Consider the following 13,993-nt stretch of genomic DNA (forward strand, 5'->3'; position numbering starts at 1 on the left):
CTAAAAATTAAAAAAATACATAAAATCATTTTATTCTTCTTCCTGATTTTTCTTTTGGGTATATACTCCTTTACCCTTTACATAAATAATACCATTGATCAAAAAAAAGATACAGTTCACGAATCTGAAATACAAGGTGCTGCTCCAATAGACCGTGAAGCTATACAAATAAATTAGTTTTTTTTAGATTTTGTATCTTTAGGTAATCTATAATTATCTGGCTCATTTAATGAAAGATTTTATCATTATAAAAACATACACTTATCCATACGAATATGCGATATTAAAACTTCTTCTGGATCAGGAAGGGGTCTCTTATTTCTTTGAAAATGAAACAATGATAGGGGTTTTTCCATTTTATTCAAATGCCTTAGGCGGTATTAATCTCAAAGTACATCAAAAAGATAAAACCAAAGTACTAGAAATTATAAATGACCTAAATACAAATTCACATTTAAGAATAGTATAAATTATTTCCTCAAATTATAGTATAGTTTTCAACATATATTAAATATATCATTTTTCTTTTTTGAAATTTAAAATTAATAATGGTGGTTATGATGTAGTGTGGATAGCGGTATAACTTTTTGACATTTTATTTGCTTTTTAAGTTAAACTAAATTTTCACAAACATATGAACAGGATATTAATGTTGTAATACATTGAAGATGTTCTAAAAATAAAATGTAATTAACAGCTGTTGATAGATAATGAACACATTAAAATTTTAATACTTTTACGGAAAAACCGTAGTTCATAACATTTACTTAACACTTAAAAACTTATCCAAAAAAAAGTGAGTTTAAATTTTGATTTGATGTAGATGACATTGTATTCTAATAAAAAACAAAATGAGCAAAAAAACTTTCAGAAACTTAGTAACTATTTGTTGACATTCAATGTTAACAGAGAGACTAGAGTTATTAACACTGACATAACAATAGATTAAATTATTGATTTTTTGGACATTACTTTTTTTAGATTAAAGTATCTTTGTTTAAAGAATAAAAAGAATATAAAAATGAGAATCGCCATAGGTAACGATCATGCAGGAACAGCATATAAGTTCGCAATAATTGAATATTTAAAGTCAGAAGGAATAGAAGTAAGTAACTATGGTACTAATGAAGAAAATAGTGTAGACTATCCTGATTTTGTACATCCAGTAGCGAAAGATGTAGATTCTAAAAATGTTGACTACGGTATTTTAATTTGTGGTAGCGGTAATGGCGTATGTATGACCGCAAATAAATATGAAAATGTGAGAGCGGGACTCTGTTGGACAAAAGAAATCACAGAATTAACAAGACAACATAACGATGCTAATATAATATGTATACCTGCCAGGTTTACCTCCCAACCCCAGGCCATAGAAATGGTTAAGGTTTTTCTTAACACAGCTTTTGAAGGAGGTAGACACCTCAAACGAGTAAATAAAATACCTGCATGCATATAAACTATGGCACATCATCGCGCTCATAATCATTCTCATCAAAAACTCACAGGGCGAAATTTATTATTTTCTATCTTTTTAAATATTGGCATAACAGCGGCTCAAGTAGTAGGTGGGTTGGTGTCTGGTAGCTTATCGTTACTTTCAGATGCACTACATAATTTTAGCGACGTAATTTCTTTGGTTGTAAGTTATTTTGCCAATAGATTGGCAAAAAAGGAAGCGTCAATCAAAAGGACTTTCGGATTTAAAAGAGCCGAAATCATGGCAGCATTTATCAACGCTGCTTCGCTTATGGTTATTGCGATTATTTTAATTTTTGAAGCTATTGAGCGATTGCAAAACCCACAAGCGATAAGTGCTCGTATTGTAATCATGCTCTCTGCTATTGCAATTTTAGGAAATGGATTAAGTGTTTTGTTACTTAGAAAAGATAGCAAGATAAATATGAATATGCGTTCTGCATACTTACACCTCATTACAGACTTAATGGCATCGGTTGCAGTTTTGATTGGTGGTTTATTGATGCGATTTTATGAATTATATTGGGTTGATAGCGTACTCACTTTTGTAATAGCCATTTATCTAATCGTAGTTGGATATGATTTACTAAAAAAATCTTTCAAGGTCTTAATGCTATATACACCAGATACAATCCAGGTGAAAGAAATTGTGCAGCTGGTAAATGCATTGCCTAAGGTAAAAAGCATCCACCATATTCATGTTTGGCAACTTAATGAGGAAGAAACACACTTAGAAGCCCATATTGATTTCAATGGCGATATTAATGTTTCAGAGTTCGGAAAAATACTTCATGAAATAGAAGATATACTTCATGAAAATTTTGGAATTAATCATGTAACATTACAGCCAGAGTTTGGCAAAAAGGACAGCAAAGACATTATTGTACAAGACTAATTAAGTATGGAATTGACCTTTAAAGTTAAGCGTTTTAACGAGCTATCAACATCTGAATTGTATAAAATTTTGCGCTTACGCGCAGCCGTTTTTGTGGTCGAACAAGATTGTGTATATCAAGATATCGATAACAAAGATCAAAGCGCACTACATGTCATAGGCTATAAAGATCGAGAAGTGGTGGCTTATACCAGAATTTTTGATGCCGGCCATTATTTTGAAAAAGCGAGTATTGGTAGGGTAGTAGTATCTCAAAACGAAAGAAAATTTGGTTATGGCCATGATCTTATTAAAGAAAGTATTGCTGCAATAGAAAAACATTTTAATACCAAAAGTATTAAAATATCGGCTCAGACCTATCTAAAAAGGTTTTATGAAACGCATGGATTTACTCAAATAGGAGAGGAATATCTTGAAGACGGCATACCACATATAGGTATGATTCGAGAATAAGTATATGATAATTGAATATTAGTATTAATTACCTTTGACAATAACATTATCAATATGATACCGAGTGGTTGCCCTGGGATCTCCTCCAATATATCGAAAACCTATTCTTATCTGGCCTTCAACACACGATAGCCCTACCGGTCCGGCAGGTACAGTATCACCAAAAGCATTAAATGGACCTCGGGGAAGGTTTGCGTCTAGTTTTACCCAAGTAGCGGTTTTTATGTCACCCGTAAAGTCACTAGCAACAAAAACCTCTAGAATATTCCCGTTATCATAGCCGGTCTGCACATCAAAATCTAGCGTTTCAGCAGTCGAATTATTCAGATCAATTTCTGGAGATAGCAACCAAACTTCATATATAGGTTCTTTTGATCTAAACCCTGTTATTTGTGCATATTGATTTTCTGCAAAACTACCTATTTCATAATCTAATTTACCTCCTGTTGTATTTATATTAATCCATCCGGATTCCTCGAGATCTTTTATTTTTAGTCCGGTAAAATCTTCTTTAAAAAGAATAGTATTTCCTTCTTCAGCAGGGGAACATTCAAGAACTGTAGGATCACATCTGCTTTCAGCGTCAAAAACCAACCCATTAGGATCATTAAGCACAAGATTGAATGCATCTCCACGAAAATTTTTAGTTAATATACCTGTAAAACTTCCTTTTTGATCAGGCAGTGTAAGCCCTTTAAAATCTGAGAAAGTACTAGTGCTTAAAATGGTTGATCTTCCGGTTTCACAACTTTCAAGCATGCGCTCTCCATCAAATTCATCATTGGGTTCAGCAGCAAACGTAAATGCATTGTTATCAAGGACAATATTTTTATTAAATTGAAGGTTATTAATTTTGATATAAAGGTTTAAAAAGCGATCAGTAAAATCTTCCATAATAATTTCAAAAGGTGTAACAGGAAACACTTCGGAAGATCTTGTAATCATATCATTGACAGTAAAAGAAGGAATAGGCTCTACGGTATTTCCGTTCAAAACTCCTAGTGTAGGTACGCCATTTTCTATGCCTGCAGACAACCCGTCTAATTGTACAAATACTTTACGACCAAACTCATAAGAGGTATATAAAGGAGCGTTATCAATTAATAATCGGATTCCTGCAGTTGGATTGATATTACTGTTCTGAAGTATAAGTTCTTTAAAAAAATTACCTCCTTTGTCACTTGAAATCACATAACCAACAATATAGTTGTTAGTATTCTTAAAAGTAGCTTTTGCATTTTCACCCTCTTTTTCTATTTCTTGATTCATAATACCCAGTACAGCCTCTATACCAATAACAGTTCCAATTATTGATGGCTCTTCTATAATAAGAGGGGGTGTCGCAAAATCTTCTTCGGGAGTACAGTTAAGCATGCTTATTGAGATTATAAACACATATAAAACTGTTTTTAAATTTCTAATAGACATATTCTTCGTGTTAATGGTTAAAATCGTATGTAAAAATTGAGGTAATAAGATGTGCCAAAGCCATAATAATATTTCGGTCCGAACACTGGGGTTTCTCGCTGAGACTCTTCTAAGGCACGTCTATAATTAGCATTTCTAGTCTGCTCAAAACCGCCAGTTCTGTATTTTTGGTCAAGGACGTTGTTAATGGAGGCAAAAAAACCAACATAATATTTCTTAATTCTCCAGGATTTACCCCCAATAGCATTAACCAAAATATAATCATCAAAACGTTCTTGTTGTAATAGCGACTTTGCAATGGTTTCATCATAATCATTAAATGGAAGTCCATCTTCGTCTTGGTTAAAATTTGAGGTTCTTGCAAACGGGCTAACACTTATAAACGCATTTGAAAAGTAATTGGTAGTAGCGCCGAACCACCAAAAGTTAGGATCGCGATATTCAAAACCTAATTGAGCTGCATTTTGAGGCCCACCAGAAAGATAATAGCCTTTTAGGGCAGACTTTCCAAAGGATCGTATTCCCTGAAAATCGGTAAAAATTTCGCTAGTACTGGCAAGTGCCAGTTCGGGATTGTTATTATAAGTAAACTGTCCAACAGCAGCAGCACTTTTAAGTTTTATTGTAGGAGTAATTTGATATTCAATACCCAGTTCACCACCAATATGTAATTTATCAACATCGGTTAGAATTTCCTGGACAAAACCAGCACCCGACCCTGAAATTGCCTGAGTAAAAAAGAAAGATATGTTTGAAGCATCCAGGATTTTAGTATAATAACCTGTTATTTTTGCTTTAATTTTTGAAGAACGAAATATGTAACTGGCATCAATAGATTCAATTTTTTCATTTTCCTGGGTGTTACCAATTAATTGAGATACAGATGCATTGCTTTGTCGTGCATTTACAAAAGTATTTCTAATGCTAGGAGCCTTAGTAAAATATGCAGTATTTAAGTCTAAAGAATGATGGCCATGAATCCTTAATCTGGCACCTCCTTTAATTCCGTAATTTTTAAACTCTACAGCCGGGCTTTTTCCTAAAGATTGTTGTCTTGGAAAATATCCGTTTTCGAAAAGACCGTTTCTTTGATAAGAGGCCTGAGAGATATCTCCTGCCAGAAAAAAATTGATTTTTTTATATTTGAATTGAGCTTGTGCATATCCATTAATAGTCGATGCATATATTTCATAATTATAATCATATCGATCTCCTGTTTGCACAATACGGTTAGGGTTTTGTAAATCACTTTGAGCCCTATTCTCTAATGCTTCAGTAGATAAATCAGAAGCCGACAATGCAAACATATCAATATCAAGAAAACCTGACCCACCCAATAAATCTTTTACCTCTGCAAAGTTTTGACTTTTAAGATTCCTGTAGTTGAGCGCTGCATTAATAGTGAAATGTTTATTTAATCTGCTGTTTAGAATCAAGTTGCCTGTAAGCTGAGTATCATCTGTTCGATCTTCATATAAAATATATGTTGCGTTATTTCCTTGCGCGGCGTTTTGTTGGTTAGCTTTTATCAATTGATCCCACTGAAGCTGACCATTATTAATAAGATTTTGTTGTGCTAAGAATGCATTTTGATAATCTATTGCTGTTATATTCGTTTCTTTGAGAAAAGAGCTTGGTAAATTATCAGGATGTACAGGATTTGTATTGGCTCCTCTACCACCCCCTAGATAGATGTTTCCAGAATCAGTAGAAATTAGATCACTACCGCCTGTGTCGATTCTACTATCTGCAATTTTGCCGGTTTGAAAAGCAATGTTGCTGTTAAGGTTGGTGTTTTTATTAATATCCCAATAGTGATTTAGCATTACCACTGGCTCTTCGACACGACGTTCTCTGGAGTTTCTGGTTTTTCCTCCCTGATATCCCCAATTTGGATTATAAGTGCTGCCCATTATATTAAAAACTTCTTCAGTAATAGCAGTTGATCTGCCGCGACGATTTGGGGTATAAAAACCTGTTAGATTTAGGCTGTGATTTTTATTAATTTTCTTTTCTATGGATACGAAAAAGGAATTTGAATCATATCCGGTACCATCAATGAATCCTTCTTCTCCAAATCTACGAGAAGCTGATATCGAAAAAGCCCAACCTTTTGAGTTTACCCCAGAATTATAAGTGGCCATTACTCTACCTTGATAGCTTCGATTAGAAGAAGCATAAGAAATCCTAGCTCCTTTTCTATATTTTGAGGCTCTCATAATGATGTTCGAAGTGCCTAGAAGATCTCCAAAAGCATAATCGTTTTGAGAAATTGCAAAAGAATATTCCTGATTACGCTGCACATCATTTAAACCTCCCCAATTCGCCCATTGTGGCCTTCCGTTACTTAATTTGTTCATCTCGATGCCATTGATTAACACTTTTCCATTTTCATTATTAAGACCTCTTGGGCGAAAAAAAGTAGTACTAAAATCAAACGCGGCCGCATTAAGAAATACATCCCTGCTCGCTTGCAATAGCCAAGACATATTGAAAGCTGCATCATTATCATCATTAAGTTCTACATCAGAAAGACTAATAGTACCTATTTGCTGCTGTACATTTTTAAAATCGTAATCCAGTTCGATATTTTTTAGGTTTAAAGGAAATCCTTCACTAATTGTTACCGGAAAACGCTTTGTGATATATCCTTTTGCTGATACGACAAGAATTTGTTCGCCAATAGGAAGTGTCAAATTTTTGAAATCAAAAACACCAAAAACGTTGGTTGTTGTTGAAATATCAGTTTTCTCCAGAGAAACCAGGGCATCAACAATATTTTCTTGGGTTATAGCGTCTGTAATTCTTCCTTTCAACTCTGCCAATTGTGCAGTACTAATTGAGCTAAAAAACAAGAAAAACAGAAATATGTATTTTAAACCATGAGGTTTTAGAAGCATTTTGAGATTATTTACTTTTCAAAGTGCAATAATAAAAGATGCCAGTTTCATTTTTTGAAACTGGAAAAATTAATCTTTGTGCTCGATTTGGATAGCTGATTTTTTTTCTTTTGGCGAGATAGGGTTGAAGACTATTTTATTTTAAAAAAGTAATGATGATTTTAAAAAACTTATTGATGTTGACGTTAGTGTTTTCTATTCCTCTTTTTTCTCAAGAAAAAAATACATACAAGATCCATACAGTTGCATTTTATAATCTTGAAAATTTATTTGATACGCAAGATGATCCATTAACATTTGATGACGACAGGACACCTAGCGGAAAGGATCATTGGACAGAAGAAGTCTATAGACAAAAGCTAAAAAACATGGCTGAGGTGATTTCTAAAATAGGAACAGACGTTACCCAAAACTCTCCCGTTATTATTGGTGTTTGTGAAATTGAAAACAGAAAGGTGCTGGAAGACCTTGTCAACCAAACCTCACTAATAAAAAGGAAGTATGGGATTATACATTTTGATTCACCGGACAGAAGAGGGATTGATGTGGCATTGTTATATCAAAAGTCGTTATTTAAACCTAAACAAATGAGGAACTACGAATTGATAATCTACGACAGCAATGATAATAGTAAACGTATATATACAAGAGATCAATTGGTAGTGAGTGGTTATCTTGATGGAGATTTAATGCATTTTATTGCAAACCATTGGCCAAGTAGGAGAGGTGGAGAAGCAAGAAGTTTATATAAAAGAGAAAAAGCAGCGAGATTAAACAAAAAAATTATGGATTCTCTTTTTGCAATTGATCCTTATGCAAAGATTATTACTATGGGTGATTTTAATGATACTCCCGATGATCAAAGCATAAAAAAAATACTTCAGGCAAAGTCAAAAAAGAATAACGTTGCACTAAAAGAGTTATACAACCCTATGTACAATGTCGCCAAAAAAGGGATAGGTACCCATGCCTGGCGGGATACTTGGGCAATATTTGATCAAATCATCCTGTCAGAAGCATTTTTGGATACCGATTATACAACCTATAGATATTTTAAGGCAGGGGTATTTAATGAAGATTTTTTAATTACTCAAAAAGGAAAATATAAAGGATATCCCTTTCGTAGTTATGCTAACGGGAGTTACACAGGGGGGTATAGTGATCATTTCCCGGTGTATATGTACTTGATTAAACAAAAAAAGTGACCAAATTTTGGTCACTTTTTTTGTTATCAGTTAACTATAATCCTATAGTAATAGTACCAGAACAAAGTGTATCTGCATACTCTTCAAAAGTTACTCCTTCAGGAAGTGTAATGGTTTCTGACTCGCCACCACCTGAAGTTGTAACGGTTCCATCACCATTATCGCAAATAGAAATAGGAGCACCAAGTAAAGAACAGTCTCTACAGTTTCCACCATCATCATCACTACCACAAGAAGTAAATCCAAGAGCTAAGGCAAATACTGCCACATACATTAATTTTTTCATAATTTGGGGGTTTAAGTTTAAATTTTTACCGCCCCAAATATACGTGAATAACTTACATTAACAAATTTTTATGTTAAAAAAATGTTTTTGGTCGACAATTTATGTTTTTTGTCGAAATATTATTTGACTTCTTCAATGTCGATGGGCTTACCTATGTAAGCTAAATAACTATCTTCTTCAACTTGTGGTATCTGATCACTGTCAGACGATAAGATCGTGATTTTATTATCTGGATCTTTTAAAAATAGAGGGATAATCTCATTATCATCTTGAGTGAGATCAATAAGTGTTTTATAATGCTTATGATTTTTTATTTTTATTTCCTGAATACCAGGATATTTTTCAGCAAGATCCATAAGCTTGTAGTAATCATCTGTACGAGAGAATAGACCTTCTTCTGGGTTGTTTTCAGGATCTTTCATTTCTTCAGAAGTTATTAAGCGATAAGATCCATTCTCTCCAAATTGGTTTCTATATTTATCGATCGCATACCTGTTGATGTCACTATTTCCTGTAAGTGCCATCAAGTACCCTACATCATTTAACTCTATATTGTCTTTAAGCTGATCTCGAAATATATTGCCTTCTATTGCATCTAAACCCAAATCCTTAGCTCTATTAATATGGCTTCTGTTATTATCAACCAAAACAACATGACGGTTATTAGTTTTGAGATAAGCTGCAATCAATCTGGATATTTTGGATGCACCTATGATTAAAATTCCTTCAGATGTTTTGAGAAAAACCCCTACGATCTTGGCAAACATTCTGGCAGTTGTCGCATTAAGCAAGACTGTCCCCAAAACGATCATAAAAACCAGCGGAGTAATATACTCTGCCCCGGGTTCACCTACTTTTGAAAGTTTTAGCCCAAATAGTGATGCTATACCCGCGGCTACAATTCCTCTTGGTCCTACCCAGCTAATAAAAAGCCTTTCATTTGTTTTGAGCCCAGATCCTATAGAACTTAAGAATACACCAATGGGCCTTACCACAAAAACTACGACTCCAAAAAGCAATACAGCCTTCCAGTTAAGAATTAATTTGAGATCTTCGATATTAATATTGGCCGCAAGCAAAATGAAAAGTATAGAAATTAGAAGGACACTTAAAGATTCTTTAAAATACAACAACTCTTCGATATTAGGTAGGTTGGTATTGCCTAAAACCATACCCATAATCACCACAGAAAGTAATCCTGACTCATGAGCAAAAGTGTCTGAAAGCACAAATACAGCCAATACCACTGCCAGCGTAAATACATTCAATAAATAATGAGGGATGACTTTTTTCTTTATCGCTAGTGCCAAAGCATGGGCAAAAGTAAATCCAAAAGTAAATCCGACAAGAATAATTTTGGCAAATTCGATCAGAGCAGTAACTGTAAAGTCTTCACCAACACCAGCTCTAATAAATTCAAAATCCAATACAGCAACCAGTGCCCCAATAGGATCAATAAGGATCCCTTCCCATTTTAGCACCGCAGAAACATCCTTTTTAAGCGGTATATTTCTTAGTATTGGTGTAATTACAGTAGGTCCCGTAACAATTATCAAAGAAGAAAACAAGAAAGAGATAGGCCAACTTAAATCGAAAATGAAATGAGCCGCCAAACCTGCTCCAAAAAATGTTACGACAACCCCTACAGTTATTAATTTTACAATAACAGGCCCTACATTGAGTATTTCACTTTTTTTAAGCGTAAGTCCTCCTTCAAAAAGTATAATACCAATAGCCAAAGACACAAAATAGAATAGGCTTTCTCCCGGAAAAAGTCCATTAGCGCCATCCCAAATAGGTTCTATTAACTTTTTACCATCTTCAGTCAATAAAGTTGCAACAGGCCCTACTAAAAGCCCAATTAATATGAGTGGTAGAATTGCAGGAATTTTAAATTTCCAGGCTACCCACTGTGCTAATATTCCTAATATAATAATTCCTGCGAGTTCTATCATGTATTGTGCTTAATCTTGTTTTTTGAAGAAAGATCGTAATTTTTTTCAAACATAAGAGAAATAAAGACAATTTTATAATTTGAAAAATTAAGTTTATATTCTACCCTTGTAATATGTAATAAAATAGAGTTCTTGGGCGATTCACTACATCATAAATTTAGTACGATTCTAATTGGAGTTGCTTTTTCACCTAATCTAAAAAACAATATTTTTGAGGCGATGCGCATGGTAGATTTTTTTGATTGCAAGCTTATTATTGTGCATGTTGGAGAGAAAACAAAAGAAAAAGAAGCCACCATCAAAGAATTGATTTCGGGATTTGCCGAAGATGACGACGAAAAGGTAAAAATTATCTGGAGACAAGGGAGTCCTGTTCGGGTAATTATTGAGATTGCTAAAGAAAAAAAAGCAGATCTTATTATGCTGGGCGCAATACCGCGGGAAGATTTTCTTAAATTTTATATAGGGTCTATAGCCAGAAAAATTACCCGAAGAGCACATTGTTCTGTATTGTTGTTAATAAAACCTTCAGAAGACTTAAGACCATGTAACCACATTGTTGTGAATGGCTTAAAAGATGAAAAGACTAAACAAACGATTCTTCATTCTTTTGAGGTAGCACAAAATCTGGGTGCTCAAAAATTAACGATTGTTGAAGAAATCTCGCATCAAGAAGTAAAAGTCGTGGTAGAAGATGACCAATCACTGCTTAAGGATACGTTAATTAAAGAACAACTTTCCAAGAAAGAAGATCAAAGGGTATATGATATCGTAAACAATGTTTCTGAAGATCTTAAAAAAGGAATTTTAATCAAAACACAATCTATTTTTGGAAGAAGAGGATATTCGATAGGTCATTATGCCAAGGTAGTAGCGGCAGATTTGTTAATAATGAACGCACCAAAAAAAACGACTTTTTTAGACCGCATATTCGTTCATGATCTAGAACATATTTTATCAGAATTACCAACAGATGTTCTAATAATGAGATAGATGGAAGAGACAAGAAACAGTACATCTGGCTTTGTAACAAAATTACCAAAAAATATATTTTCAGGCTTTGTAGTTTCCCTGATTGCCTTACCGTTAGGTCTTGGCTTGGCCATGGCATCAGAGGCACCACCGATATCTGGAGTAATTGCAGCAATTGTTGGAGGAATAATAGTGTCAGTTTTTGGAGGATCGAACGTTACCATTACCGGGCCAGGAAATGGGTTAGTGGTAGTCTTATTAGGGGCCATTACTACACTTGCCAATGGCGATTTATATCAAGGCTATATAGCCACACTAGCTGCAATTATATGTTCTGGTGCACTCATGATTATTATTGGACAGCTACGCCTTGGAATTTTAAGTGACTTTTTTCCTTCTTCAGCGATTCAGGGAATGCTCGCCGCAATAGGGATTAGTATTTTTGCAAAACAATTTCATGTGATGCTTGCCAATAATAGTATTCAAGGAGATACAATTTCGTTATTAACCGATATTCCTGCCAGTATTTTAATGCTATTCAAGCCAGAGTTTAACAATCTAGTGATTGCTGCTATCGTGGGAATGTGTAGTTTCCTGATCATGTTTTTTTATGGCAAGATCAGGAACAAATACTTTCGACTTGTTCCTGCGCCTATGTGGATTGTCCTTATTGCCGTTGGCTTAAGTTATTATTATGAGCTTTTTTCTAGTGAAGCCTATCCTATAGAATCGTCACTTTTGGTACAAATACCAAACAAAGTGTTTTCCAGTTTTCCCACTCCTGATTTTTCTAATGTGCTTACTGCTCAATTTATGGGGGTCGTATTTGTAATAACGTTGATTTCTAGTATAGAATCTTTATTGAGTACTAAAGCAGTTGATAAACTTGATCCTTTAAAAAGAAGATCAAATGTAAATAAAGACCTAACTGCTCTAGGAATAGCATCTATTGCAAGTGGTTTTTTAGGAGGACTTAATGTAGTAACTGTAATCGCGCGAAGCTCTGTAAATGTTAATAATGGAGGCATAAACAGATCTTCAAACTTTTTTCACGCCATATTTTTAATGCTGTTCGTAGTTCTATTTCAAGATCAGTTAAGAAGAATTCCACTTACAGCTTTAGCAGCAATTTTGGTATACACAGGATATAAGCTGGCTGCACCCAGAAATTTAAAAGATGTAGCAAAAATAGGAAAAGAACAACTTTTAATTTTCTTCGCCACAGTAATTGCAACCATTACCACAAACTTGATCACCGGGATAGTAATAGGAATTTTAATTACCATTATTATTCACTTTTTGATTAATAAGAATATCATGTTTTTTGCTCGAAATCTTTTTAAACCCAATATTCTTATGTTTAAAGAAGAAGTGAATGAAACGTATTTTGTAAGCGTAAAGAATTTTTCAACCTTTCTTAATTATTTTCGATTAAAACGAAAATTAGATACGATACCAGAAAATCAGGACGCAGTGATAGACTTTTCTCTTTGCAACTTTGTAGATTATACGGTTCAGGAAAGTTTATTAGGTTACCAGGAGACTTTTAAACGAAAAGGGGGCTCTTTTGAGATCACCGGGTTGGACATTCATGGGTCATCTTCAGAACATCCTCTGGCCGTAAGAAGTTTACTACCATTCTCAAAAAAAATCGAAATAGGGTCAAAATCAAATCTTACCAAAAGACAAAAAGACTTGCAGACAATAGCAAGCGACTTTTCATGGCGCTATGAAGCCAAAAAGAACGAGGATATTGTAACATTAAATGACTTCTTATTCTTTAAAATAAAGAAGGTTAACTATACAAACAACGCCATCTTTGATCCCAAAGCTGTATTTAAAATTTCGGATGTTGAGTTTTCTGAAGGAGAATTTATAGCAAGAACATCGGTTAGAACAACCGTTCTAACTATAAAGTTGAAAGAAGAAATTCCTAAATTTACATTAGACAAAGAGGGACTATTGGAATTTGTATATAAATTAGCCGGATTTAAGGATATCGATATTCCTGGTCATCCCGATTTTTCTAGACGATTTTTTCTCATAGGTGAAAACCCAGAAATAATACGATCATTTTTTACTGATGAATTGGTGTTATTTTTTGAAAGTAATCCTTATTATCATGTAGAGTCTAATGGTAGAACATTGTTACTAATGCATAAAGAACGTTTGGCAAGTATTAAAGAAATCAAAGCTCTATTGGATTACGGAACTCGCCTGGAAAGCATAATATCAAGCACGAAACATGGTGAAATAGTGTTAAAAAGTCCAAAAATTAAATCTTAATACCTGCCTTTTTTTCTATTTTGCAAAGATTTTTAGAAGATTATGAAATAAGCCATAGCAAGTAGGTGAAGATAAGCCTAAGAGATTATCGCTGTTCCGATAGCTATCAGAGCCCTCTGACTTCTGAAAACAATAAA

At 34.0% G+C, this 13,993-nt stretch carries 11 protein-coding genes; 7 read left to right on the plus strand and 4 right to left on the minus strand.

The window, feature by feature from the left end; genetic code table 11:
• Positions 1-229 precede the first annotated feature (229 nt).
• The 4 genes from ACFSJT_RS05690 (at position 230) to ACFSJT_RS05705 (ending at position 2,824) form a co-directional block, all read left to right on the plus strand.
• Complete coding sequence (locus ACFSJT_RS05690) at positions 230-469, plus strand: DUF2007 domain-containing protein (protein WP_378319253.1); 240 nt, start codon at positions 230-232, stop codon at positions 467-469.
• 552 nt (positions 470-1,021) lie between these two features.
• A complete protein-coding gene (gene rpiB, locus ACFSJT_RS05695) occupies positions 1,022-1,456 on the plus strand; it encodes a ribose 5-phosphate isomerase B (protein ID WP_378319254.1) in 435 nt (144 codons plus the stop codon).
• Between the two features lie 3 nt (positions 1,457-1,459).
• A complete protein-coding gene (locus tag ACFSJT_RS05700) occupies positions 1,460-2,371 on the plus strand; it encodes a cation diffusion facilitator family transporter (RefSeq protein WP_378319255.1) in 912 nt (303 codons plus the stop codon).
• Between the two features lie 6 nt (positions 2,372-2,377).
• Positions 2,378-2,824: a GNAT family N-acetyltransferase gene (locus ACFSJT_RS05705; protein ID WP_378319256.1), complete on the plus strand. Its 447-nt coding sequence runs from the start codon at positions 2,378-2,380 to the stop codon at positions 2,822-2,824.
• 24 nt (positions 2,825-2,848) lie between these two features.
• On the opposite strand, the gene ACFSJT_RS05710 is transcribed toward ACFSJT_RS05705, so the two are convergent.
• Together ACFSJT_RS05710 and ACFSJT_RS05715 are read right to left on the minus strand one after the other, a co-directional pair.
• Positions 2,849-4,198 carry a DUF5689 domain-containing protein gene (locus ACFSJT_RS05710; protein WP_378319257.1) on the minus strand — a complete coding sequence of 450 codons (1,350 nt, stop codon included), beginning with the start codon at positions 4,196-4,198 and terminating at the stop codon, positions 2,849-2,851.
• Positions 4,199-4,269: 71 nt separating this feature from the next.
• A complete protein-coding gene (locus tag ACFSJT_RS05715) occupies positions 4,270-7,152 on the minus strand; it encodes a carboxypeptidase-like regulatory domain-containing protein (protein WP_378319258.1) in 2,883 nt (960 codons plus the stop codon).
• A gap of 176 nt (positions 7,153-7,328) precedes the next feature.
• Between ACFSJT_RS05715 and ACFSJT_RS05720 the strand changes: the two genes are divergently transcribed.
• The gene (locus ACFSJT_RS05720) at positions 7,329-8,357 is read left to right on the plus strand and encodes an endonuclease/exonuclease/phosphatase family protein (RefSeq protein ID WP_378319259.1); all 1,029 of its coding nucleotides are present in this window, start codon (positions 7,329-7,331) and stop codon (positions 8,355-8,357) included.
• A 34-nt stretch (positions 8,358-8,391) separates the two neighbouring features.
• Here ACFSJT_RS05720 and ACFSJT_RS05725 read toward each other — a convergent pair whose 3' ends face one another.
• Together ACFSJT_RS05725 and ACFSJT_RS05730 are read right to left on the minus strand one after the other, a co-directional pair.
• Complete coding sequence (locus tag ACFSJT_RS05725; RefSeq protein WP_378319260.1) at positions 8,392-8,643, minus strand: hypothetical protein; 252 nt, start codon at positions 8,641-8,643, stop codon at positions 8,392-8,394.
• 119 nt (positions 8,644-8,762) lie between these two features.
• Positions 8,763-10,598, minus strand: a complete 1,836-nt coding sequence (locus ACFSJT_RS05730) for a cation:proton antiporter (protein WP_378319261.1) — start codon at positions 10,596-10,598, stop codon at positions 8,763-8,765.
• A 132-nt stretch (positions 10,599-10,730) separates the two neighbouring features.
• Between ACFSJT_RS05730 and ACFSJT_RS05735 the strand changes: the two genes are divergently transcribed.
• Both ACFSJT_RS05735 and ACFSJT_RS05740 read left to right on the plus strand, forming a co-directional pair.
• On the plus strand, positions 10,731-11,591 hold the full coding sequence (locus tag ACFSJT_RS05735) for a universal stress protein (RefSeq protein WP_378319262.1): 861 nt from the start codon (positions 10,731-10,733) through the stop codon (positions 11,589-11,591).
• The gene (locus tag ACFSJT_RS05740) at positions 11,592-13,856 is read left to right on the plus strand and encodes a SulP family inorganic anion transporter (RefSeq protein ID WP_378319263.1); all 2,265 of its coding nucleotides are present in this window, start codon (positions 11,592-11,594) and stop codon (positions 13,854-13,856) included.
• Positions 13,857-13,993: the final 137 nt, after the last annotated feature.

The sequence above is a fragment of the Aquimarina celericrescens genome, assembly GCF_042682765.1.
Taxonomy (GTDB): Bacteria; Bacteroidota; Bacteroidia; order Flavobacteriales; family Flavobacteriaceae; genus Aquimarina; species Aquimarina celericrescens.